Source organism: Cryobacterium sp. LW097 (genome assembly GCF_002205495.2).
GTDB classification, from domain to species: Bacteria; Actinomycetota; Actinomycetes; order Actinomycetales; family Microbacteriaceae; genus Cryobacterium; species Cryobacterium zongtaii.
This window is the reverse complement of the sequence record NZ_CP021992.1, coordinates 1,495,343-1,518,717: the sequence shown is the minus strand read 5'-3', so window position 1 is coordinate 1,518,717 and position 23,375 is coordinate 1,495,343. Positions and strand designations below refer to the sequence as shown.

Genomic DNA, 23,375 nt, shown 5'->3' with positions numbered 1-23,375 from the left:
CCTTGGTCCCGTATTCACCTCCAGTTGGGGGGTGTCAGCCCGGGGTTATCGAGCGCAGTTCGAACTCCCGCACCGGCCGGGCAGTGCTGGCCGCACAGGTGCTGAGCAGCGGCGCCGACAGGCTCTCGGTGAGCTTCACCGCGAGCCGTTCATCGCCGTGGATGAAGCTCACGGTGTGCACTCCCCCCGATTCCGTCCAGGAGCTGTAGTCGAAGGCGTCGATGCGGTCGTCACCCCGGTTCGCCCGCGCGAACGCGGCAGCCGCTTGCACCACATTGGGCAGCGAGCTGCGGCCCCGGAACCAGCGCGGTTCGATACGACCGTCGAGGTAGGCGTCGACGAGGTCCGCGGCTTCGGCGGCGGTCACCCGGCCGTAGTACAACCCGTGCGGGAACAGGATCAGGGTGGCCGCGAACCTGTCTCCGCCCAGGTGCGAGCATTCCCAGGTGGCGGCCGGGTAGGCCTGGGCGAGGGCGGTGACCACCGGCCGCCCCTTCACGGCGCAGCACTGGTCGTGCCGGGCATGGGTGCACACGCAGATGAGCGGCTCGGTCGACGGCGCGCCGGTCGCACCGTCCAACGGCACCTGCAACAGATCGGCGGGATCGGTCACCACCCCCCAGTGCACCCGTTCGTGTCCGACCCTGGCGTCAACGGCCGCCCACCGCCATTCGGTCTGGGCGCGGCGCTGGTGCGCGGTGCGGCCGGTTCGACGAATGGCGAGCGGGCGGATGCCCGCGGATTCGATGCGGGTCACCAGAGCCCGGGCGAGTGCGGGGTCCAGCGGCGACTGCAGGAACGCGTGCGCGCCCCAGGCCCCGTCGATCTCGACGAGGAACCAGCGTTCGCCATAGCCGGCCGTACCCGGGAGCGGATCGCCGCGCTCCAGCGACCGATCGCTGCACGGCAGCCAGCCCGGGGCGGAGGGGAGGCTCATCGCACCACCAGGACACCCTCGCGCACCAGGCGCCGGGCCACCACGAGGGAGGACGCCGCATCCAGTCCGGCCAGGCCGCCGGCCTGCAGGGGGTGTCCGGTGAGGATCTGGGCCAGGGCGTCGGCGGCCTCCGCCGGGAGCGTCACGGTCTTGTCCGGCAGCACGAGAGAGACGTCACCGGGGTTCGGGCCCGCCCGGAACCGGGCGCCGAGTCCCCGCCGCAGGCTCACGGTGGTGGCCTCGTGCAGTGCGGTGGCGGCCGCCGTGGTCGCCAAGGGGGCGATCGGCTCGGCCCGGGTGGACGCCCGCAGGCGCCCGGCCAGTCGCCGGGACACCGCCTCGGCCGGGGCCGCATCCGCGCCCGTGAACCGGCTGAAGTCGTCGACGGTGTCGGCCAGCAGGGCGCCGACGGTCGCCGCATCCGTGAGGTCGACACCCAGGGGAAGGGCGGCGCGCAGGCTCTCGGCGGCCGCAGCGTGCGCGACGGCCTCGCGCAGCACATCGTGGCGGGTGAGGGCGGCGACGCCGATGGTGAGGTGGATCGAGGTGCCGCCCAGCGCCGTCGCCGAGTGGATCCACCCTCGGGGCAGGTAGAGCACGTCGTTCGGCCTGAAGACCTCGTCGATGGCCGGCTCGTCCTCGGCCCGTCGCTCCACCGCACGGCGATGGTCGGTCCACGGCTGGTCGCGGAGTGGGCGCGGGTGCACCGGAGGATGGATGCGCCAGCGCTTCTCCCCCGCAATCTGGAGCACAAACACATCGTGCACGTCGTAGTGCGGGTCAAAGCCGCGCTCCGCGGCCGGGGTGACGTAGGCGTTCACCTGGACGGGGTGCCCGAGGTCTCTCGTGAGCTGCCGGGTGAATTCGGCCAGCGGCGGCCAGGTGCGATGCAGCCCCTGGAGCACCAGGGTGGCTCCGTCGGTGAACTCGTCGAGCACCTTGTCGGCGCTCACCTGGTCGGCGATCTCAGCGCCCAGGCCGCCCGGTGCGGTGTACCGGCCGGGGTCGAGCACGGTGCCCTGCCGCGCCATGCGCACAAACGGGGTGCGCAGACCACGGTGGGTGACCAGCTCGTCGACGGCGTCTGCGGTGAAGAGGTCATCGAACCTGCCCCGCAGGGCGGCCGCGCGGGTGAAGAGCGGCCGACGGTCCCAGTAGTCCGTGGCGAAGGCCTCCGGCGTGACCTCGAGCAAGCGCATGAGCGCGGGACGATCGCTCGCCCCGCGCCCTTCGCTCGTCATCAGGCGGTTCCGTCGGCGCCGCCGTCGTGACCTTCGGGGTTGGCGCCGCCGTCTGCAACGCCCTCGCTCGAGGCGGAGCCGTCAGCGCCACCGTCGTGGCCTGCCGGGTTGGCGCCGCCGTCCGCGGTGCCCTCTCCGGCGTCCGCGGTTCCGTCGGCACCGCCGTCGTGGCCCGCCGGATTGGCGCCGCCATCGGCCGTACCTTCGTTCGCATCCGCGCCGGATGTGGTGATGTCGTCGTCATTGATGCCCACTGCATACCTCCGTAGCCGTAACCGGGCGCCGGCTGACGCCCAAGGCGATAGTACGTCGCGGGCCGCCCCGATGGCAGGGCCAGCAACAAATCACCGTCGGTTGAGCCCGTCGAGCCTGGTGACCCAGAATCCGGACTCGGGCGCCCTCATGCCGCGGCTACTCGTCTTGCCGGCGGTATTTGGGGTCGTGGGCGCGGTGTTGGGGTGGTTTTCGCCAGGTGTCGGTGGGGTCGATCCAGTGTGGGGCTTTGACTTCGGGCATGCCCAGGACCATCCGGATTTTCCAGCCGCCGGCGTTGTCGATGCCGTGATGGTGGCGCCAGCACAGCAGTACCCCGTTCGAGACGTTGGTCGGGCCGCCGTGCTGCCACGGCTGCACGTGGTGGACTTCGGTCCATTGCGGCGGGCAGGTGCAGCCCGGGATGATGCAGCCGCCGTCTCGGGCGGTGATCGCCCTGCGTTGCAGGGGGGTGAAGCATCGGACTTTGTCGCCGAGGGCGAGGACGGCGCCGGTGCCGCCGAAGAAGATCGGCCGGAAGCCGCCGTTGTCGACCATCTGGTTGATCGTCTTCATCGAGATCGGCCCCTCGACGCCGTCGATCCAACCGACCCCGACCCCGTTGATCAGGTCGGTTGCGTTCACGTGCACCATCACCGTCGGCGGCATCCCGCCCATGGTCGGGGTGCGGGGGTCTTGGGCGACCTGGACCAGGATGCCGCGGAGAATATCGGCGCGTTTCTGGCCGCCGTCGCGTTCGTCGAGGATCTCGCCGGGCACGAGTTCGCCGGCCTCGATACGCTGCTGCTCCTCCGCGGACGGGAACGCGGGAGCGCTGCGCGCGGACTGGAACGTGTTGAACAGGGTCTGCATGATGCCCTTGAGCTCCGGGGTCACCCCGCCGCGCAGCGGGTGCAGGCCTTGGCTGAGCTTGCCGAACGAGAACGTGGATTTGGCCTCGAGGATCTCCGCGGTGGGCGCGGCCCCGTCCGGGTTCAACACCGCCTGCCACGTCGCCGCCATCTCCCGGATCCGGTCCGCCGGGAAGGTGAACCCCGCCGACGCACCCAAACGCCGGACCGGTCCCGTGCAGACTCGCCCGGCGCCAGCACCGGTGTCGGCGTCATCGGCAGCGGTGGCGGTGGCGGTTTCGCCGGGTCCGGGGGTGCGGCCGAACACGGACCCGGTCGCGGACTCCACCAGCTCGGCTTCACCGCCGTCCACCAGCGACTGGTCCGCGTCGAACCGGCCGTGCACCTTGTAGTCGGCCAGGCCCTTCACAATGTTCTCGGCCGCATCAAGACCGATCTCCCCGGCCGCCAAGGCTGCGGCCACGAACGGGAACTCGGGCTCGAGGACCGTGCCGCCCAGCATCCGCGGGGCGACCTTCTCACCCAGGGATACGCGTCGTTTCATCTCCGGCACCGACGTGCCGGTCAGCCCGATCAGCAGATCATTCTGGTGCGACGCCCCCAACCGCCAGGCCAACGACTCCGTGCCCAGCCCGCTGCGGGACCGGTAACCCACCACGGTCGCCGTGCTAACCCGGGCCGCGTCCACCGGCCGGCCGGTGCGCTCGACCATCTGCGTCAACGCGACCACCTCCGGGTCACTCAGGGCGTTCACGTCAATCGAATCCATCACCGCCATCACCGTCCGGGCCGCATCATCCAGGGCCTGGAGCTTCTGACCGAACGCACCGGTATGCGCGCGCTGCACCCCTGGCAGCTCGGCCGGATCCCGCCACTCGGGCCGCGGCTTGGAGCGGCCCCGACCAATCTGGCCGGGACGGGGCGAGCCTTTGGTGGGGCCAGCCGCAGTGTTCGTGGAAGTGTCGGTCGTGTCGGTGAAAATGGTGGCATCCAGTGCCGTGAGGGGATCCGGACCGGACAGGCCCGTGTTCCAGTCGTGCAGGTTCGGACCGGTGGGAGTCGTTCCCGTCGGTGCGGTGGAGCCACTATCCAGCTCGTCGTCCATACCCCCATTCTCTCACGAATCGCACCCATATGCGAGGAAATGTCAGCAAGTTCCGGAACGGATATCGAAAACATTTCCGCACTGCAGAGGATGGCTCGCGGGGTCTCGACAGGGTCGACTGACGGGACGGGCACGTTGTCGAGGACGGGTTGCGGGTTCGAATTCGGCATGGTCACCACGAAATCGACAGGCACGACAAGCGGGGATAGAACACTCCCGCGCCCGACCAGCGCTCGGACCTCGCGCGCGGGCCGACGCCCTAGAGCTTCTTGCCGGGGTTGAGGATCGAGTGCGGGTCGAAGGCCGCCTTCACCCGCAACTGCAGGTCGCGCAGCACCGGGCCGAGCTCGTCATCGAGGTGTGCCCGCTTGAGCACACCGATTCCGTGCTCCCCCGACGCCGACCCGTCGAGTGAGATCGCCAGGTCGATCACCCTGGCGAACGCCGCGTGCGCCTTGTCGATCTCACCGGGCACCTCGGGGTCGTAGCCGATCACCGGGTGCAGGTTGCCGTCGCCCACGTGGCCGCCGGTGCTGATGGGCACGTCGAGTTCCCGGGAGATCTCGGCCAGACCCTGCAGCAGGGCGCCGAGCTGGGAGCGTGGCACCGTGATGTCCTCGTTCAGGCAGCCGCCACGCACGGCCTGCACGGCCGGGTGCAGCAGACGCCGCGCGCTCATCAGCCGCTCGAGCGACTCGGCATCGTGTGCGATGGTGACCACGCCGGCTCCGGCGGTTCGCAGCACCTCGGCGTAGACCTCGACGTCGTCGTGGGCCTGGCCGATCTGGTCCGACTGCACAAGCAGCAGCGCGCCGGCCCCGGCCGGCAGAGTGGAGGCCGGATCGAACGCGTTGATCGCGGCGATGCAGGCACCGTCGAGGAATTCGACAACGCTCGGCCGGCGGTCCCCGGCAACTATCGTATTGGCGGCCGCCAGCGCATCCGCGGTGTTGGCGAAGGTCGCCGCCACGCCGGAGGGGCTGCCGGGTTTGGGCAACAGGCCCACGGTGATCTCGGTGATGATGCCCAGGGTTCCTTCTGAGCCCACCAGCAACGCGGTGAGGTTGTAACCGGCGACGCCCTTGATGGTGCGCTGCCCGGTGCGCACGATCGACCCGTCGGCGAGCACCACCGTGAGTTGGCGCACGAAGTTGCCGGTGACGCCGTACTTGACACAGAGCATCCCGCCGGCGTTGGTGGCCACATTGCCGCCGATGGTCGAGGCTCGCCACGAGCCGGGATCCGGCGGGTAGAACAGGTCAACGGCCTCGGCCGCGCGGGCCAGCGCGATGGTGCGCACGCCGGCCTGCACCGTGGCGGTCTGGTTTGCGGCATCGACGGCCAGGATCTTCTTGAGCCGGGTGGTGCTCAGCACGATGGCGCCGTCGATGGCGTTCGCCCCGCCGGCCAGCCCGGTGCGAGCTCCCTGCGGCACAATCGGGATGCGGTGGGCGGCTGCGATGGTGACGACCGCGGCGACCTCTTCGGTGCTGGCCGGAAACACCACGGCCAGCGGCTCACCGCTGAAGGTTCCTTCGGACTGGTCCCGACGGTTGCTCTCGGTGCTGGGACCCGTCACGATCTGCGCGGCGGAGAGCACGGCGGAGAGCTCGGTGACAACTGTGGACGCGACGTGGGTCTCGGTCATGAATACCTCTGCTGGAATCGCACCGTCGACCGGTGCCTCATCGACGCGCTCACTCGTCAGACCGCGCCCGGGGCCACAATTCTATGCAGGTGATTTCACCGTGACCCGCGCTTTGGCAAGGCCGGCCCGGTAATTCTGGGCGTCCATACCGCTTTGCATATCTCACCCTCGCCGCGGGCGCTAGGGGCCTTGTGCGGGCATTGTGACCCGGGGAACCGTGTTCCGTCACACCCCGAGTTCCGCGCGCAGCGCCCAGGCATTCCGCACCGCGTTGCCATCGCCATCGTTGTTGAAGTAGGCGAACACCTCCCGGCCCTGGGCCGACCACTCGCGAATGCGGCCTGCCCACCACCGCAAGTCGGCATCGGAATACGACCCCGCGTAGAGGGAGTCATGCGCAGGGCCGTGCAGCCGGAGATAGACGAAGGGCGCGGTCGCGCGCAGCACACAGGGCAGCCCCGCCCCGCTCATCACGCAATAGGCGGCTCCGTGCCGCTCCAGCAGGGCGAAGACCTCGTCGTCGAGCCAGCTCTCGTGCCGGAACTCCACCGCCACCGGGATCCAGCACGGAAGGGAGCCGAGGAAGTAGTCCAGGCGTGCGTCGTCGCGGGTCTGGCCTGGGCCCAGTTGCACCAGGAGAACGCCGCGCCGGTCGCCCAGCTCGTGCCAGCCCGCGCCGATCCGCTCTGCCCAGAGCTCCGGCGCATAGAGCTTTTTCGCGTGGGTCAGGCCCCGGGGAGCCTTCACCGACATCTGAAAGCCCGGGGGCAACCGTCGGTGCCAGCCCGCGAACACCGTCGCGCGGGGCCACCGGTAGAAGCTCGCATTGAGTTCGACAGTGTCGAAGGCCGCCACGTAGTACGCCAACCGCTTCGCTGCGGGCAGGCCGATGGGATAGAGCACGTTCTCCCAGTGGTCGTAGCTCCAGCCCGAGGTACCGATGTGAATCATCGGTCCGGTCATAACACCGGGTCTGTAGTATTTCAAGTCACGGTCCGGCGACATGACCGGCACGTCTACGCAGCGGGGGGTGGCACGGATTTCAGGGGATGTTCGACACACGTCTCGCCCACGCCTGCCACCGGCGCGCTGGGCGACGGGCCACCGCGCCCGGATGATCGTGGCCGCGATCACCCTCGTACTGGTTGTGGCTGTCGTCCTGGTCGTACGGGCGGTTTCCCTGGCGACGGCCCAGAGCGAATACGATGCCGCCGCTGCCGCCTTCCAGAGCGATCAGGCCGCGGCCGTGCGAACCGTCACCGATGGCGAGACCGCGCTCGACGATGCCATCGCCACCCTGGCCGCGAGCGAGGGCAAGGTCTTCACCGAGCAACCCAGACTCGAGCTGGCTGACGCCATCGATACCGCGACCACGCGCCTGAGCGCGGCCGCCCAGAAGCTCACGACAGCGGAGAGCACCGCTGCGTCGTCGGCCGCCTCGACCACCCTCTTCGAGATGGGCGTCGGGGTGCGCGATGACGCCCGCACCCTCTCCGCGTTCGACTTCGGTGCCGCAAACGGCGTCGACGGCGTCGCCGAGGACCTCGCCGTGCCGATGGCGGCCGTCAACGCCGCCATGGCCGAGTGGCAGGCCGAGCAAGAGCGGATCCTGCGCGAGAGGTACACCAACAATGTGCACGCCACGGGCTGGACGCCGGAGCTCGACCAGTGCATCGGCTCTGTGGACGTGACCGCGCACTACCAGGACGTTCCCACCATCGCCGAGCACTGGTCGTGCGGCGGCAAGGACTTTCCGGACGACGCCGGCACCGTGATCACCCTCACCGGGGTGCACGCCGGAACCTACCGGGTGGACGGCACCGTGGTCATGCTCAACGCCGACCGGGACAGCACCGCTGACATCCCGCGGGGCTACGACCTGCTCTACCAGACCTGCCAGAACGGGCAATCCTCGACCATGTCGTTCACGGCCCTGACCAAGATCGTCTAGGCCGAACAGGTATCGGTCGGGCTCAGCTGCCCTGTGGAAGCAGGTCGGTGGCGACCATGTCGATGCTGCGTTCCCAGAGCGCCGTCGCGAGGCCGGCATCCGTCGCCTGATGGTTCGTGGAGTGCACCTTGCGCTTCTCGTAGTACTCGCCCGACTGCCAGTCGACGCCGGCGGCCGTGCTCGCCAGCCAGACCAGGGTGTCCGCGCCCTTCTCCGGCGTGATGAGCATGCGCTTGAGTGCGGTCTGGTAGACCAGCCGCATGATGCTTGTGGAGTCGGTGGAGAAGCTCGTGGCGACCACACCCGGGTGGAACGCCGCCGTGACCAGACCGCGCGAATTGTAGCGCCGGTGCAGTTCGCGGGTGAAGAGGATGTTGGCGAGCTTCGCATCGCCGTAAGCGTTGTTGGGCGAGTACTTGCGGTCGTTCTCGAGGTCGTCGAGGTCGATTCGACCGAACCGGTTGGCGGTGCTCGACGTGTTGATCACCGACGCCCGGCTGGAGAGCAGGCGATCCATCAACAGGGTAGTCAGCAGGAACGGCGCCAGGTGGTTCACCTGGAAGGTCTTCTCGTGGCCGTCGACGGTGATCTCGCGGTTGCCCATGATGCCGCCGGCGTTGTTGGCGAGCACATCGATGCGCGGATAGCGCTGCAGGAGTTCGGCGGCCAGGGTGCGCACCTCGGCGAGCCGGCCGAAGTCGGCGATGAAGTGGTCTGCACCGAGCTCGGCGGCGATGGCCTCGGTCTTCTGCGGCGAGCGCCCGACAATCACGATGCGCTCACCGGTCGCTGCCAAGGCTCGGGCGGCTGCCGCACCGATGCCGTCGCTGGCACCGGTGATCACAATGGTTCGGTCGGTCATCTGGTGCTCTTCCGCTCATTTCGGGGCGAGGCATCGTCGACTCACAGTGCCTGAACTCTACTGCGGGCGGCCGGGACGCCGTCAAACGAGCCGCAGCCGAACCGCCGCCGAACCCTGTTGAGGTTATTGATGCATTTATCAGTCCGGTTTCTCGGTACGATGAAGGAATGCAGTTTTCGGCACGTTCCCACCCGGCCGGCTCCTCGGCCGTGGACCGCGCGTACACCCACGTGGCCGAGGCGATCATCTCCGGCGAGCTCGCGGCGAGCGCCCTGATCACCGAGGGTGATGTCGCTGCCTCCCTCGGACTCAGCCGCACCCCGGTCCGGGAGGCCTTTCTCGCACTGGAGTCGGCCGGCCTGCTGCGGCTCTTCCCCAAGAAGGGCGCCATCGTCACCGCGGCCGACGACACCGAGACCGCCGAGCTCCTGCAGGTGCGCATCCTGCTCGAGACCAAGGCCGTGCAGGTCCTCGGCGAGCGCCCCAGCCAGATCGACGCCGTCGAGGCCGAGTTGACTGCCCTGATCCAGACACAAACGGATGCCGCCGCCGCCGGCGACCTCCTGGCCTACGCCCGCGCCGATCACCGCTTCCACGCGCGGATCGTCGACGAGACCCACAACAGTGTCATCGACGGGATCTACGCCCGCCTCGGCCCCCGGCTCGAACGCCTGGTGCACAGGGTGGCCGCCCGTGACCCCGACAGCATCGACAGGCTCATCGCGGAACACCGCCTCCTGGCCGAGCACCTACGGGCAGGCGACACCGTCGCTTACGACCAGGCGCTGCGGGCCCACCTGGAATCCGGGCACCGCCTGCCCCGGATGCTCTAGCAACCAGAAAGAACCATGACCAGCCGCCGCACTCCCCGCTCTACTCCCCCGTGGCACCTCGCCGCACCCGCCCTGTTCGTCATGGCTTGGGGCGGAAACCACTTCACCCCGCTCCTGCACATGTACGAGACCCTCGGCAACTACTCCACGGTGACCGCCGATCTTTTCCTCGGCTTCTACGTCGTCGGCCTGGTTCCCGGTCTCCTGCTGGCCGGGGCTCTCTCCGACCGCCACGGACGCAAGCCCCTCATGGTCGCCGGGGTCCTCGCCGGCATCACCGCGAGCATCCTGCTGGGGCTCGGGTTCTCCAGCGAGGTCGTCATCTGCCTGGGCCGGTTCCTCGCCGGCCTGAGCGTGGGCGTGGCAATGTCGGTCGGCACCGCGTGGATCAAGGAACTCTCGAGCGCCCCGTTCGACCTCGTGGCCCGACCGACCGCCGGCGCCCGGCGTCCCGCGCTCACCCTGACCGTCGGCTTCGGCCTGGGCGCCGGGGTGTCCGGCCTCCTGGCACAGTGGGGCCCGATGCCGACGCTGCTCCCCTACGTCGTGCACATCGTGCTGAGCCTGCTGATCCTGCCCCGCCTGCTGCGCACCCCGGAGACCGTGCCGCACAGCCGGGCACACGGGTCGCTGTGGCTCGACCTGCAGGTGCCGTTGGCCGGCCACCGCCGCTTCCTGCGGGTGGTGCTGCCGACGGCGCCGTGGGTGTTCGGCGCCGCCGGCATTGCCTACGCCATGATGCCCAAGCTCGTGGAGTCGCAGCTCGGCGAGCTCAACCTGGCCTTCGCCACCCTCCTGACCGTGGTCACCCTGGGCACCGGAGCCCTGGTGCAGCCTCAGGTCTCCAGGCTCAACTCGATCACCAACGGCCGGGCTCTCCTGGTAGGCATGGGCCTCATGCTCACGGGCATCCTCAGTGCCGTGGGAACAGCAGTCACCCTCTCCCCGCTACTGGCGCTGATCACGGGCATCGTGCTGGGCGCGGCCTACGGCATCACGGTCGTCGCCGGCCTCGTCGAGATCCAGCGGATCTCCACCGCCACCGACCTGGCCGGCATCACCGGCGTCTACTACAGCCTCACCTACCTGGGCTTCCTGCTCCCGGTGGCCTTCGCCAGCCTGACCGAGTTCGCGAACTACCCGACCATGCTCTCGCTGCTAGCCGCCGCGTGCGCCGGCTGCCTGGCGCTGACCGCGGTGGGACTGCGCCGCGCGTAAGCGGTGAGCGCCGGCTTCAGGATGCTGTCAGGGCGTCGGGCGCGCGGTCGTGCCTCGCTTGTCCTTCGCCTCACGCAGGAACACCAGCGGAAGCAGGAGAGTCGCCACGGCCGTGATCAGCCAGACCACCAGCGCGGCCAGGATCCAGGTCTGCCAGCCCTCGATGGTGAGGCCGCCCGGGAACAGCGAGGCGATCCACAGCGCGACGAACGTCGACAGCAGGCCGATGCCGCCCAGGAACGCCGGCGCTCCCCGCGCGACGACCTTGGCCAAGAATGGCGAGAGCACGCTCTGGGTCACCGCGAAGACGACCACCGCGGTCACGAATCCGCTCGGGGTGACGGTGAGGTCAGGCAGCACCAGCGACGCCACCCACAGGCCCAGGGCCGCCGAAAGCAGAAAGACCAGCGCGCGCAGCAGGATGCGAATCATGCCGCGATGGTAGCGCCGCCACGGGTCCGCGTCATCCCCGGCCGCCCTGTGGCTGCTCTACCTGCTGTGGGAGGCTCCGCACCGCGAAACGGCCGGCCCGTCGGGGCCGGCCGTCGCACTGCGGTGAGAGTCTCGGTCAGCGAGGTCCGCCGGCAGCGCCGCCGCCCATGGTGCCCGTCGCGGCCTCGCCGGCCGTGACGGTGGTCGTGTTCGTCGCCGACGCGTAATCACCGTCGGCATAAACGCCCGGGGCGATTTCGCCGGACGCCGTGCCTCCCACGTGGACGCTGTAGGTCTCGCCCGCGACCAGTTCGTCGGAGGAGAACACCACGGACTGGAAGTCCTTGGCCGACTCGTAGGCCATCACCACGTCGCCGGCGCTGTCCACGAGCTGCACGACGGTGCCGGCAGCCGGCGTCGAGTCGAGGGCGATGGCCACGAAGGTCTGCTCTGACCCGGCTTCCGGCGACACCGCCATTCCTGCACTGCCCGCGGCCAGCAGGGTGCCGCCGGTGACGGTGAAGCTACCGTTCACGTCGAGTGCCCCGTTGCCGTTGTCGGTCGGCCCGTTCACGACGAGGATGCCGTCGCTCATGGTCGCGGACCCGTTGGAGTCGAACCCGTCTCCGCCGGCGTCGATCGTGGTGGTGCCGCCGGTGATAGTGATGGTCTCCCCGCCGTCGGCGTCCATACCGCCACCGCCGCCGCCCTGTGCCTCGGTGCCGGTCCCAGCACCGGTCTCGGTGCCGCTGGACGCGTTGATGCCGTCGTCGCTGGCGGTGATCGAGACCGTGCCGCCGCCGATGCTGATGGCGGTGCTCTCCAGGCCCTCATCCGAGGTCGTGATGGTGGCGTCACCGCCGATGACGTCCAGCGCCGTGTCTGCGTGCACACCGTCGTCACCGGCCGCGAGTCTCACCGTTCCGGAGGCGATCCGCACGGTGCCGTCCGAGTGCAGCGCGTCGTCCGCCGCGTCGACGGTGAGGGTGCCGCCGTCGACGACAGTGACCACCCCAGACTTGACGCCCTTCGCCGACGCGTCCTCCGACACCGCGGTGGTGTGGCCGCCGCCGGATTCGACCGTGACGGTGGCCCCGGCGAACACCACATCGGTGAACGCCTGCAGGCCGTCGCCGCCGGCGATCACCTCGACGGCGCCGCCGATGAGAGCGAGGTAGCCGCGGCTGTCGTCCTCGTCATTGTCGGACTTGAGGCCATCGCCGCCGGCGGTCACCCTGACGGTGCCACCGTCAACCACCAGATAGTCCTTGCCCCGGATGCCGTCGTCCACCGCCGTCACAGTGACGGTGCCCGAGCTGATGATCAGGCCATCCGTGCTCGTGATGCCGTCGTTGCCGTTGCCGGCCACCTCGAGCGACCCACTGCCCGTGATCGTGAGATCGGCCGCGCTGTAGAGCGCCGCGTTCGCGTCGGTGTCCTCGGCGTAGGAGTCGGTGTCGGCCAGGGTATTGGCAGACCCGTCGGGGAGAACGATGATCGCTTCGTCGGCCTCGGTCACCACGAGTGCTGCCCCGGTGGAGTTGCTGACCTCGACGCCGTTGAGGATCAGGCGCACGGTGCCCTCGCCCGAGGAGGCGACGACGATCTGACCGTCCTCCAGGGTGCCGCTCAGTTCGTAGGTGCCGGCCGCGGTGATAGTGACCGTGCTGCCGGCGACGGTCACGGCACCGCCTTCTGCCGACACGCTGTCGCCGGCCAGGGTGATCTGCACCACGTCGGCGGCGTCCCACTCGTCGTCGTCGGCGTCGGCGTGGGTCGCCTGGTTGGTGGCCAGCACTTCGGCGGCCGTGGTGGACTCGTCGATCGCGACCGCGGCGGTGCCGGCGGACGTGGTTCCCGTCGAGTCCGTGGTCGCGGTGACGGCCGTACAGCCGGTCAGCAGTGCCGCGGTGACGAGGAACGGCAGCACCCGGTGGGCGGTCCGGGGAGAGGGGGTCTGGGGAGATTTCTTCATGGGGTACTCACAATCGGTGGGGTCGAACAGGATCAAGGAGTGCGGGGCCGGCTAGCGGAAGTACCGGCGAAGCACCGGCGCCCATTTGTTGTCGGGCAGGTCACTGCGGAGGGCGGCCAAGCCGGTGCCGTACTTCGAGATGGTGGCCGGGCGATGGCCGTGGGCCCAGAGAATCCGGTCAACGGCGGATGCCCGGGAGCCGGACTTGGTCTCTACTATCGACAGCCCCGGCCGGTCAAGCCGGAGCTGCGGGGTGCTCCCCCGGCGAACCGTCGACCACGACAGTCCGGTGTCGATGGTGGCGCGACTGCTGGATTCCGGGAGGAACAGGGTCGTCCGCCGATACCTGGTCGTGAGGGTCGGCACGAGGTCCTGCCCCTCGGTGCCGGTGATGTCGGCCTCGTCGAGCACGGTGTCGGTGTACCGGCGCCCCTCGGTGGTGAGCGTTGCCCTGTCGCCGATCGGATACGGCAGGCGGTCCTTGACCGTCACGCCCCGGCCGCCGCGGGTCTTCACCTCGAGGTAGCTCTGGGCCGAGTCGACGTAGGTGCGGGTGCGGATCTTGAAGCGGCGCCGGCGCGGATGCGCCGCCATCAGGAAGCTGGTGAGCTCGGGGGTGTCGAAGTACACCGACTCGTAGGCGCTGGAGCGCACCCCGTCGATGTCGAGCACCCGCACACCGGGGTCCAGGTCGACCAGGACCGCGTCCAGCTCCGAGCGGGGCACCACGTACTTGCGGTCGATGCGGGTGAGCAGACCGGCCCGGTCGGTGAGCTCGGCCAGGCCGATGGTGCCCAGGCCCGCGAGCGGCACGTCCAGCACCACGCCGGTCGGCACGGCACTCATCGGCACGGCACTCATCGGCTCGTCTCCTGCAGAACCGGAGCCGGCGTGGCAGTCGGGGCACGCCCCGCACCCACCTGGTACCGCACGTCGACGAGGGTGGTGTCGTTCACCAGGTCGAGACTGCGTACGTGCACCCCGTGCACCCGGGCACCGAGCAGCCCCTCGAGGTGAGCGATGAGAGCGGACTCCTCGGCGAACGCGGCATCCAGCACCACGCTCTGCTGCCGGTAGCTGCGGAACAGGCGCGGGTTGTCGCCGACGTAGACCACGGCGAGGATCAGGGTCATCAACACCACGGTGAGCACCGTCGGTTCGGCGCTGAGGCCGGCGAGCAGGCCCAGGGCCAGCGCCGCGAAGTAGTAGGCCACCTCGTGCTGCTCGATCTCGCTCGAGCGCAGGCGGATGATCGACAGTACGCCGAACAGGCCGAGGCCGAGGCCGACGCCGACGGTGCTGGACGCGAGCACCTGGGCCACGGCCAGCACGCCGACATTGACCACGAGGTACGCGACAACGAGGTCCCGGCGCCGGTGACGCGGAAAATACAGCCCGAACGTGAGCAGGCTGATGAAGAGCAGATCGATCAGGATGATCGTGGCCTGCAGCATGGTGTCCTCCAAATGAACAATCGGTAACGCAACGTTGTCCATCTAGCCGGACATCCCTATGAGTCGGCTATGCGGCGGTTATGAGCCGCAGTTGAGTCGGCCTGCCGGGTCGGTGATCACCCGAAGCGTCATTCGCACCGGAGGCAACCCGATCTCGCATTGTCAGACCCCGAGGGGTAAACTTCGAACATATGTTCTAACTGTTGAGGTGATGTGCCATGAGTCTGATTAACGAAACCGTCGCGGTCTGGGTATCGCCGGAGGGTTCTCCGGTTCGCCTGGTCTGGCGTGCCCGCCGGTTCAGGGTGACCGACACCCCCACGCCGTTGACGGCGTCGGTGTCGCTGCCCGACGAGCTGCTGTACTTCCTCACCCATCCGCCCAAACCGGTGGCCGCCTGGCGCTGCCAGGGCACCGCCGAGGACGGCACCTCGCTCGTCTTCGACATCCAGCACGACGACGGCGGCGGCCGCTGGCAGCTGCTGCGTGCCTATGACTGAGGGTCCGGTCCGGTTTGACGGTCCATTCCGCAGGCCGGATTGCGGCGCTAGGCTCCCACCGACAAGGGAGGCGCCGTGAGCGACAACAACAGCGAAAACCCGGACCCAGGACCCAAGCCGAGCCTGACCGACAGCCGGTGGGAGGCGCGGATCACCTTCCTGCGCAGCCGGGCGGCGGTGGCTCGTGCCGAGGTGTCCGCGATCGAGGCCATGCATCGCGATCCCGACGTTCTCGAGGACCTACTGGCCAACGCCTCCCCGGACGAGGTGGCGATGGCCGAGGCCGTCGAACACCGGATCAGCGAGCGTGTGATCGCGGCCCGGCAGGTCGCCGACGCCGCAGAGGCCGACTACGAACGTGCCGTGCTCGACGGTGCGGATCTGCGTGGCAACGAGGACCTGGACTAGGTTCGCCGCCTGGCCTCGTCAGCCTGGCTTCGTCACCCTGGCGGGTTGGGGCCATTCCCCGGCCGCCCCCGCCGTCTCGGCCTCCTTGATGCGGTGCACGGTCTTGAGGAATGAATCCGGGTTGAGCGAGATCGAGTCGATACCCTCGCCCACCAGGAACTCGGCGAAATCGGGGTAGTTGCTCGGTCCCTGCCCGCAGATACCGATCTTGATGCCGGCCGCGTGTGCCTTGTCTATGGCCTCGCTGATCATCCGCAGCACCGCCTCATTGCGTTCATCGAAGAGCGCCGCCAGGTCGCCGGAGTCCCGGTCGACACCGAGCACCAGCTGGGTGAGGTCGTTGGAGCCGATCGAGAAGCCGTCGAACCTGGTGGCGAACTGCTCGGCCAGAATGACGTTCGCCGGGATCTCGCACATCATGTACACCTGCAGCCCGTTCTCGCCGCGCACCAGGCCGTTCTCCGCCATCACCGCGAGCACCCTGTCGGCTTCGGTGGTGGTGCGGCAGAACGGCACCATCACGATCACATTGCTGAAGCCGATCCGCTCGCGCACGCGCTTGAGCGCCCGGCACTCCAGCGCGAAACCCTCGGCGTACTTGGCGTCGTAGTACCTTGATGCGCCGCGGAAGCCCAGCATGGGGTTCTCCTCCGCCTGCTCGAAGACGTCGCCGCCGATGAGGTGCGCGTACTCGTTCGACTTGAAGTCGCTCAGCCGCACGATCACCGGGTGCGGGTAGTACGGCGCTCCCAGCTTCGCGATACCCAGAGCCAGGGTGTTCACGAAGTACTCGCCCAGGTCGGCGTAACCGCGGGTGAGCTCGGTGATCTGGCGGAGCACGGCCGGGTCGGTGACCCGCTCCGGATGCACCAGCGCCATCGGGTGGATCTTGATGAGGTTGTTGATGATGAATTCCATCCGCGCCAGCCCCACACCGGCGGTGGGCAGTCTCCACCATTCGAAGGCCGCCGCCGGGCTGGCGATGTTCACCATCACCTGGGTGCGGGTGATCGGCACGGCGCCCAGGTCGATCTGTTCGGTCTCAGAGGCCAGGATGCCGGCGTAGACAAATCCTTCGTCGCCCTCGGCGCAGGAGATGGTGATGGGCGAATCCTCGGTGAGTACCTCGGTGGCATTGCGGGTGCCGACCACCGCGGGCACGCCGAGTTCGCGGCTGACGATGGCGGCGTGGCTGGTGGGGCCGCCGTGATCGGTGACGATGCCGGCCGCCCTGGTCATGATCGGCACCCAGTCCGGGTCGGTCATCTCGGTGACAAGGATGGCGCCGTCGCGGAAGTTCTCGATGTCGGCGGGGTCCCGGATGACGCAGGCCGTACCCGACGCGATGCTGTCGCCGATGGCCACGCCGGAGACCAGGAGCGGTCCGGTCTCGGTGAGGCGGCTGACCGAGAACCGGGTCAGGCTCTTCTGCGAGTGCACGGTCTCCGGCCGAGCCTGCACCAGGAACAGCTCACCCGTGAGGCCGTCCTTGGCCCATTCCATGTCCATCGCCCGGCCGTAGTGGTCTTCGACGATGGTCGCCCACCTCCCGAGCTGCACGATCTCGGTGTTGCTGAGCACAAACGCCCGGCGTTCCCGCTCCGGGGTGTCGATGACCCGGGTGCGTGCGCTGCCGCCCTCCGCGTAGGTCATCTTGCGGTCCTTCCGGCCCAGGGTCTTCTCGATGATGGGCTCGTAGTCTTCTTCGTCCAGCAGTGCCTTGAAGACCAGGTACTTGTCGGGGTCGACGGCGCCCTGCACCACCGTTTCGCCCAGGCCCCACGCCGCGCTGATCACGGCGGCGCCGGGAAAACCGGTGTCGGTGTCGATGGAGAACATCACGCCGGAGCCGGCGAGGTCGCTGCGCACCATCCGCTGCACCCCGATCGACAGGGCCACGTCGAGATGGTCGAACTTCTTCACCTCGCGGTAGCTGATGGCCCGGTCGGTGAACAGCGACGCGTAGCAGCGGCGGCAGGCGTCGAGCAGGTCGCGTTCGCCGCTCACGTTCAGGAAGGTCTCCTGCTGGCCCGCGAAGCTGGCGTCGGGCAGGTCCTCGGCGGTGGCGCTGCTGCGCACGGCGACGGGCAGGTTGGGCACCTCGGCGTCCTTGGACAGGGTGCGGTAGTACACCCGGATGTCCTCAGCGATGGCCGCTGGGAACTCGCCGGCCAGGAAGGCCTCGCGCAGGTTCTGGCCGGTTTCGCGGAGTGACGCAGCGCCGGAGTGGTAGCGGTCCAGCTGCTCACGGATCACCGGTTCCAGGCCGTTGGCCTCGATGAACGCGCGGTAGGCATCCGCGGTGGTGGCGAAGCCGTTGGGTACTCGCACGCCGCGCGCCGAGAGCGAGCGCACCATCTCTCCCAGGGAGGCGTTCTTGCCGCCGACCTGCGGGATGTCCGTCAGGCCGATGGAATTGAACCAGACCACTTCGCGACCACGCATGATTCCTCCTGGCATTGGTGCAGCGCCGCACTCCCCAGCCGCAACTTACTGCTCTGCGGCGGATGCGGCTAGAGTGCCGCGGCCTGCGGGGCCGGGCTCAGCGGCACGTACCGGCGACGGCGATCTGCTCGTCGGTGGGGCGGCCGTAGGCCTCGATGCCCGACCCAGGTTCGTCGAAGCCCTGGCTGATCGACCAGGCCGTGGCCCAGGCCTCCTGATCCTGGCTGAAGGCGGAGCCCGAGAAGAGCGGCCAGCAGTTCTCCCGGTAGACCTGGGTGTGCCCCACCTCGTGGGCGACGACCGCGTGGGCGTCCGAGCCCTCGTACCAGACATTCTCGATCGTGTAGTTGAGGCTGATGATCGACCAGCCGCCATCGGAATCGTAGGTCTCTGCGGTGCCGGAGAGCCAGTCCGCGCCGAGACCGGATACCTCGGGTGCCCAGATGAACTCCAGGGCGATGCCGTTGCTGAGCGAGCGGGCGTACGCTTCGATCTCCCGCCGCACCGCCCAGGCCGGATCGTGGGCCTCGGCCTGGTGGATGGCCTCCGAGGAACGCACCTGCGCCTCGGCATCCGTCATCGAGGTCAGGAACACGGCGTCCCTGGCGCTCGACATGGCGGGATCCCGCGCGTATTCGATCAGCCGGATGAGCGGAACCTGCACCGAACGATTCGAGAGTCGGTTGTCGACGATCGTCTGCTCGGCCCGGGTCGCCGCCGCGGTGAAATATGCCGCCTCCGCCGCATCGAGGTCGTCCCGGCCGGTCGTCGCCGCCTGAGCCGACGCGCGAAGCCGGTCTTCGGCACTCTGTGATTGACCGGTCAGGCCCTCGATGCGCTCGGCCTCGGCCATGGCCTGCCAGGGCAGGCTGTGGTCGTTGTCGCTGACGGGCTCGTCGTTTGCCGGGGGTCTGATCGCTTCGGCGGTGTCGGATGCCTCGATGACGGGTTCGAGCTCGGCCAGGATCTCGCGAAGCGCGTCGGCTTCGGGGAGTGCGTCGGCGGCGAAGGCGGGAGTGGCGGCCACAGCGCGGATTCGCTCGGCGAGCCAGACCAGGTTGCGTGACCTGGCGTCGGAGGCGGCCCTGGCGTCGGTCTCCTCGCCGACTTGGGCGGTGAGCGCAGAGGTTGCCGTCTCGTAGCGGTCCTGAGCGGCTGCGCCCCAACCCCAGAATCCGCCACCGCCCACGGCCACGGCGAGCAGCACGGCCAGCGTCGTCAGGATGGTGCGGCGCGTTCTGGGATGGGGCGTGGGGGCGGACGACGGTTCGACGGCGGGCGCCGCGAGCGTCGCGTCCTGCGTCACGGCTCCCCCTCACGTCGGGATCAGCGTAGCGCCCCCGCCCCCGTGCCCAGCGATACACCGGAGCAAACATCGATTATCGTCAGAGAATGACCGCAACGCTGCCTCAGGTGTCCCTGCGTCCTTTCCTCGACACCGATTCCGCGCAGGTGCTCGCGCTCAACAGCGCCGCCGTGCCCGCCGTCAACGACCTCGACGCCGACGCCCTGGCGGCGCTGATCATTGCGAGCCACAGCGCGATCGTCGTCGTGGCGGATGCCGAGCCGGACACTGTGCTCGGCTTCGCGATTCTGTTCGCGGCCGGCGCCGACTATGCCAGTGAGAATTACCGATTTTTCTCCGGCCGCGCCCGCACCTTCCTCTACGTGGACCGCATCGTCGTGACGGCCGGCCATCGCGGCAGGGGCCTCGGCGCCAGGCTCTACGCGGCGGTCTTCGACACCGCGCGTGCCCTGCCCGCCGATGTGGTGTTCTGCGAGGTCAACCTACGGCCGGCCAATCCCGAGTCGCTGGCCTTTCACGGCCGGCTGGGCTTCACCGAGATCGGGCAACAGGCCACCAAAAACGACACCGTGGTCGTGTCGCTGCTGAGCGCAGCCGTTCCGAAGGTTCGTTCGGCGTCTGGGCGGTAGCGGGTCCGGCTACGCTGAACCACATGAAGCACGCCAGCGCCGGCACCGGCATCGACCTCACCCCGGCCATCGACGGCTGGGTGGGCGCGCAGCGCTGGTTTGCCGGCAAGGCGCACAGCCCGGTGCTGCGCAGCATCGGCCAGTGGGCGCTGCCGACCGACGAGGCGGGGGTGCGCATCGCCTGCCACCTGGTGCTCGACACGGCCAGCAGGTTCTCCACGCTTTACCAGCTGCCGCTGACCGAGCGCACGGCGCCGTTGCCTGAGTCGTCGGCTCTCATCGCCCAGACGGTGGGTCGCGACGGGCTCCCCCGCTACGTGTACGACGCCCCGCACGATCCCGTCTACGCCGCGGCGCTGCTCGGGTTCATCACCTCGGCCGCGTCGCTATCGTCCGACGAGCCGGGCGGTGTCACCGCGCGGGGTGAGCTGTTGCGGGCGGGAATGGGGCCCGATGACTCGACCCCGTACAGCGTCACGGCCAGCCGGGTCATCAGCGGCGAACAGTCGAACACCTCGATCATCCTCGATGTCGCCGACGAGGCCGGCCGGCCCGGCCGCCCGGTGATCTGCAAGGTGTTCAGGGTGGTCGCAGCCGGGTCGAACCCGGATGTCTCGGTGCAGTCGGCCCTGGCCGGCGCCGGATCCAGGTTTGTTCCCGAGCCGATCGGAGCCGTGTCGGGCGAGTGGACGAACCCGCTCTCTGCCGCCCGGCACAGCGGTCACCTCGTGTTCGCTCAGGAGTTCCTGCCCGGGGTCGACGACGCCTGGCGGGTCGCCCTGGCTGCTGCCGCGGCCGGTGACGACTTCAGCATCCCCGCCCACGCCCTCGGAGTCGCGACCGCCGCGGTACACCGGGACCTCGACAGGGTGTTCCCCACCGTGGCGTCCACCCCGGATGTGATCAACCAGTTGTGCCTGACCATGCGGGAACGGTACCGTCTGGCCGCCCGCGAGGTACCGGAGCTGGCCGCGCACCGCGAGGCCATCGAGGCCGTATTCGCCAGGGCGAAGGCGGCGCCGTGGCCGCGGCTGCAGCGCATCCACGGCGACTACCACCTCGGCCAGGTGCTTGATGTGCCCGGGCGCGGTTGGGTGTTGATCGACTTCGAGGGCGAACCTCTGCGCCCGCTCGCCGAACGCTCGCTGCCGGACATCCCGCTGCGCGATGTGGCCGGCATGCTCCGCTCGTTCGACTACGTGGGCGCGACCATCGCCATGCGGGACCCCGCTGCAGCGCCCGCCGCGATCGAGTGGGCGATGACCGCCCGGGCGGCCTTCCTGCTGGGCTACCACGCCGGGGACGTCGACTACCAGGCCGGGACCGCCCATGCCGGGCAGGAGGCCCTGTTGGCCGCGTTCGAACTCGACAAGGCCGTCTACGAGAGCATCTACGAGATCCGCAACCGGCCCACCTGGTTGCCGATTCCGCTGCGTGCGGTGCGGCGCCTCGCCCAGGAGGCCAACGCCGCCGCCCACAGCCCGGGCTGACCTCCCGCGAGTTTCCCCGCTAGGACCGCTTTTTCAGCTCGGGGAACTGGTCGTCGCGCCACTCATCGGCCAGGCGCACGTTCGCTGCCGCGGCCTCGGTCTCCCGCGCCCGCAGCTCCACCCGGCGGATCTTGCCCGAGTTGGTCTTGGGCAGCTCGAAGAACTCCACCCGGCGCACCCGCATGTACGGCGGCAGGCCGTTGCGGGCGTGCCGCAGCACCGCCAGGGCCGTCTCGGCATCCGGCGCCCAGCCCGCCGCAAGGGCCACATAGGCCTTGGCGATGTTCAGCCGGGTGTCGTCGGGGGCGGGCACGACGGCGGCCTCCATCACGGCAGGGTGCTCGATCAGCACGCTCTCCACCTCGAACGGCGAGACCTTGTAGTCGGAGGACTTGAAAATGTCGTCGGTGCGACCGATGAAGGTGAGGTAGCCGTTCTCGTCGCGGATGGCGACGTCGCCGGTGTGGAAGTACCCGTCGCGCAGCACCTCGGCGCTCCGCCGGGTGTCGCCGTGGTAGCCGGACATCAGGTTCGCCGCGGGCGTGCTGAGGTCCAGGCAGATCTCGCCCTCCTCGGTGAGTGCCCCGGTGACCGGGTCGACGAGCACCACGGCAACACCGGGCAGCGGCAGCCCCATCGAACCGGCCTTGAGGACCGAGCCGGGCACGTTGCCCACGATCGCGGTGGTCTCGGTCTGGCCGTAGCCATCGCGGATGGTCAGACCCCAGGCGCGCTGAATCTGGTTGATGACCTCGGGGTTGAGCGGTTCACCCGCCGAGAGGATCTCGCGCAGACTCGCCGGCTTGGCGCCGACATCCGCCTGGATCAGCATGCGCCACACCGTCGGCGGCGCGCAGAAGGTGCTGACGGCGGCGCGGTGCAGCTGGTGGGCCAGCGCGGCGGGGTTGAATCGCGAGTAGTTGTAGATGAACACCGTGGCCTCGGCGATCCACGGCGAGAAGAAGCAGCTCCAGGCGTGTTTGCCCCAGCCCGGTGAGCTGATGGCCAGGTGTACGTCATCGGGGCGGAGGCCCAGCCAGTACATCGTGGTGAGGTGCCCGACCGGGTACGAGGTCTGGCTGTGCACCACCATCTTGGGCTTGCTCGTGGTGCCGGAGGTGAAGTAGATCAGCGACGGGTCGGTGGAGGACACCGCGACGTCGACCTTGTCGGCTTCGGCGCGGTGCGACTCGGCGTAGTCGGTCCAGCCCGCTGCCGGCTCACCGACGCAGATACGTGAGTACTCCCCGGGCACGTCGGCGAACTTGGCGGTGTCCTGGGTGTTGGCGATCACGTGCTGCACGCCGGCGCGCAGCACCCTGTCGGCCAGGTCGTGGCTGCCGAGCACCGTGGAGGTGGGCAGGATGACCGCGCCGACCTTCAGGATGGCGAGCATGGTCTCCCACAGCTCCACCTGGTTGCCGAGCATGAGCATGACGTGGTCGCCCCGGGTGACGCCGTGCTGCACGAGCCAGGTGGCGACCTGGTCGGAGCGGGTGACCATCGCGTCGAAGCTGACCTTCAGTTCGCGGCCGTCTTCCTCGACGATCCACAGGGCGGTCTTGTGGTTGCCGGTGGCGATCACGTCGAACCAGTCGGTGGCCCAGTTGAAGCTGTCGCCCACGTCCGGCCAGACGAAGGCGGCGGCGGCGCCCTGGTGGTCGGCCCGCAGCTCGAGGAGCTGGTCGCGGGCGCGGCGGAAGTTGGTCGTACTCGGGCGCTCAGTCATGGTTCCATCTTCCTCACCCTGGATGCCTCCACGGGCATGGACACCCATCTGGCTGGGAATATGTGCACGAAGGGGTGTTCGGCCAGGC

At 69.1% G+C, this 23,375-nt stretch carries 21 protein-coding genes; 7 read left to right on the top strand and 14 right to left on the bottom strand.

Annotated elements, in window-relative coordinates; all coding sequences use genetic code 11:
- Window positions 1–34: 34 nt before the first annotated feature.
- From B7495_RS06955 to B7495_RS06930, 6 genes are all read right to left on the bottom strand, one after another.
- Window positions 35–937, bottom strand: coding sequence for a sucrase ferredoxin (locus B7495_RS06955; protein ID WP_088455934.1), 903 nt, complete (start codon window positions 935–937; stop codon window positions 35–37).
- Window positions 934–2,178, bottom strand: a complete 1,245-nt coding sequence (locus B7495_RS06950) for a cupin domain-containing protein (RefSeq protein WP_088455933.1) — start codon at window positions 2,176–2,178, stop codon at window positions 934–936. The genes B7495_RS06955 and B7495_RS06950 overlap by 4 nt, the downstream gene beginning before the upstream one ends.
- On the bottom strand, window positions 2,178–2,432 hold the full coding sequence (locus B7495_RS06945; protein WP_088455932.1) for a BatC protein: 255 nt from the start codon (window positions 2,430–2,432) through the stop codon (window positions 2,178–2,180). Before B7495_RS06945 ends, B7495_RS06950 begins: the two co-directional genes overlap by 1 nt.
- Window positions 2,433–2,589: 157 nt before the next feature.
- A complete protein-coding gene (locus tag B7495_RS06940) occupies window positions 2,590–4,407 on the bottom strand; it encodes an HNH endonuclease signature motif containing protein (RefSeq protein WP_088455931.1) in 1,818 nt (605 codons plus the stop codon).
- 259 nt (window positions 4,408–4,666) lie between these two features.
- Window positions 4,667–6,055 carry an FAD-binding oxidoreductase gene (locus tag B7495_RS06935; RefSeq protein ID WP_088455930.1) on the bottom strand — a complete coding sequence of 463 codons (1,389 nt, stop codon included), beginning with the start codon at window positions 6,053–6,055 and terminating at the stop codon, window positions 4,667–4,669.
- Between the two features lie 225 nt (window positions 6,056–6,280).
- Window positions 6,281–7,018, bottom strand: a complete 738-nt coding sequence (locus B7495_RS06930; protein WP_240632437.1) for a DUF72 domain-containing protein — start codon at window positions 7,016–7,018, stop codon at window positions 6,281–6,283.
- A 151-nt stretch (window positions 7,019–7,169) separates the two neighbouring features.
- On the opposite strand from B7495_RS06930, the gene B7495_RS06925 reads away from it, so the two are divergent.
- Window positions 7,170–8,006: a hypothetical protein gene (locus tag B7495_RS06925; RefSeq protein ID WP_088455929.1), complete on the top strand. Its 837-nt coding sequence runs from the start codon at window positions 7,170–7,172 to the stop codon at window positions 8,004–8,006.
- Window positions 8,007–8,028: 22 nt separating this feature from the next.
- On the opposite strand, the gene B7495_RS06920 is transcribed toward B7495_RS06925, so the two are convergent.
- Window positions 8,029–8,868, bottom strand: a complete 840-nt coding sequence (locus tag B7495_RS06920; protein ID WP_088455928.1) for an SDR family NAD(P)-dependent oxidoreductase — start codon at window positions 8,866–8,868, stop codon at window positions 8,029–8,031.
- 167 nt (window positions 8,869–9,035) lie between these two features.
- Here B7495_RS06920 and B7495_RS06915 point away from each other — a divergent pair, with 167 nt between their 5' ends.
- Entirely contained in the window at window positions 9,036–9,701 is a 666-nt protein-coding gene (locus B7495_RS06915) for a GntR family transcriptional regulator (protein ID WP_088455927.1), read from the top strand.
- A 15-nt stretch (window positions 9,702–9,716) separates the two neighbouring features.
- Window positions 9,717–10,919 (top strand): MFS transporter, encoded by a 1,203-nt coding sequence (locus B7495_RS06910; protein ID WP_088455926.1) that lies wholly within the window; start codon window positions 9,717–9,719, stop codon window positions 10,917–10,919.
- Between the two features lie 27 nt (window positions 10,920–10,946).
- Here the strand turns inward: B7495_RS06910 and B7495_RS06905 are convergent, their stop codons facing one another.
- The 4 genes from B7495_RS06905 to B7495_RS06890 all read right to left on the bottom strand — a co-directional run bounded on the left by B7495_RS06905 (window position 10,947) and on the right by B7495_RS06890 (window position 14,780).
- On the bottom strand, window positions 10,947–11,351 hold the full coding sequence (locus B7495_RS06905; RefSeq protein WP_088455925.1) for a phage holin family protein: 405 nt from the start codon (window positions 11,349–11,351) through the stop codon (window positions 10,947–10,949).
- Between the two features lie 136 nt (window positions 11,352–11,487).
- Window positions 11,488–13,326 carry a carbohydrate-binding domain-containing protein gene (locus B7495_RS06900; RefSeq protein ID WP_088455924.1) on the bottom strand — a complete coding sequence of 613 codons (1,839 nt, stop codon included), beginning with the start codon at window positions 13,324–13,326 and terminating at the stop codon, window positions 11,488–11,490.
- Between the two features lie 51 nt (window positions 13,327–13,377).
- Window positions 13,378–14,187 (bottom strand): VTC domain-containing protein, encoded by an 810-nt coding sequence (locus tag B7495_RS06895; protein WP_240632436.1) that lies wholly within the window; start codon window positions 14,185–14,187, stop codon window positions 13,378–13,380.
- Complete coding sequence (locus tag B7495_RS06890) at window positions 14,184–14,780, bottom strand: DUF4956 domain-containing protein (protein WP_088457951.1); 597 nt, start codon at window positions 14,778–14,780, stop codon at window positions 14,184–14,186. Before B7495_RS06890 ends, B7495_RS06895 begins: the two co-directional genes overlap by 4 nt.
- Window positions 14,781–14,998: 218 nt before the next feature.
- Between B7495_RS06890 and B7495_RS06885 the strand changes: the two genes are divergently transcribed.
- Window positions 14,999–15,280 carry a hypothetical protein gene (locus B7495_RS06885; RefSeq protein ID WP_088455923.1) on the top strand — a complete coding sequence of 94 codons (282 nt, stop codon included), beginning with the start codon at window positions 14,999–15,001 and terminating at the stop codon, window positions 15,278–15,280.
- 75 nt (window positions 15,281–15,355) lie between these two features.
- Window positions 15,356–15,688 (top strand): hypothetical protein, encoded by a 333-nt coding sequence (locus tag B7495_RS06880; protein WP_088455922.1) that lies wholly within the window; start codon window positions 15,356–15,358, stop codon window positions 15,686–15,688.
- Between the two features lie 18 nt (window positions 15,689–15,706).
- Here the strand turns inward: B7495_RS06880 and ppsA are convergent, their stop codons facing one another.
- Window positions 15,707–18,133, bottom strand: a complete 2,427-nt coding sequence (gene ppsA / locus B7495_RS06875; RefSeq protein ID WP_088455921.1) for a phosphoenolpyruvate synthase — start codon at window positions 18,131–18,133, stop codon at window positions 15,707–15,709.
- 97 nt (window positions 18,134–18,230) lie between these two features.
- Window positions 18,231–19,439 (bottom strand): hypothetical protein, encoded by a 1,209-nt coding sequence (locus tag B7495_RS06870; protein WP_088455920.1) that lies wholly within the window; start codon window positions 19,437–19,439, stop codon window positions 18,231–18,233.
- Window positions 19,440–19,525: 86 nt separating this feature from the next.
- Here B7495_RS06870 and B7495_RS06865 point away from each other — a divergent pair, with 86 nt between their 5' ends.
- Both B7495_RS06865 and B7495_RS06860 read left to right on the top strand, forming a co-directional pair.
- The gene (locus B7495_RS06865; protein WP_088455919.1) at window positions 19,526–20,068 is read left to right on the top strand and encodes a GNAT family N-acetyltransferase; all 543 of its coding nucleotides are present in this window, start codon (window positions 19,526–19,528) and stop codon (window positions 20,066–20,068) included.
- A gap of 23 nt (window positions 20,069–20,091) precedes the next feature.
- Window positions 20,092–21,558: a phosphotransferase gene (locus tag B7495_RS06860; protein WP_088455918.1), complete on the top strand. Its 1,467-nt coding sequence runs from the start codon at window positions 20,092–20,094 to the stop codon at window positions 21,556–21,558.
- Window positions 21,559–21,577: 19 nt separating this feature from the next.
- On the opposite strand, the gene B7495_RS06855 is transcribed toward B7495_RS06860, so the two are convergent.
- Entirely contained in the window at window positions 21,578–23,287 is a 1,710-nt protein-coding gene (locus B7495_RS06855) for an AMP-binding protein (RefSeq protein WP_088455917.1), read from the bottom strand.
- Window positions 23,288–23,375 lie beyond the last annotated feature (88 nt).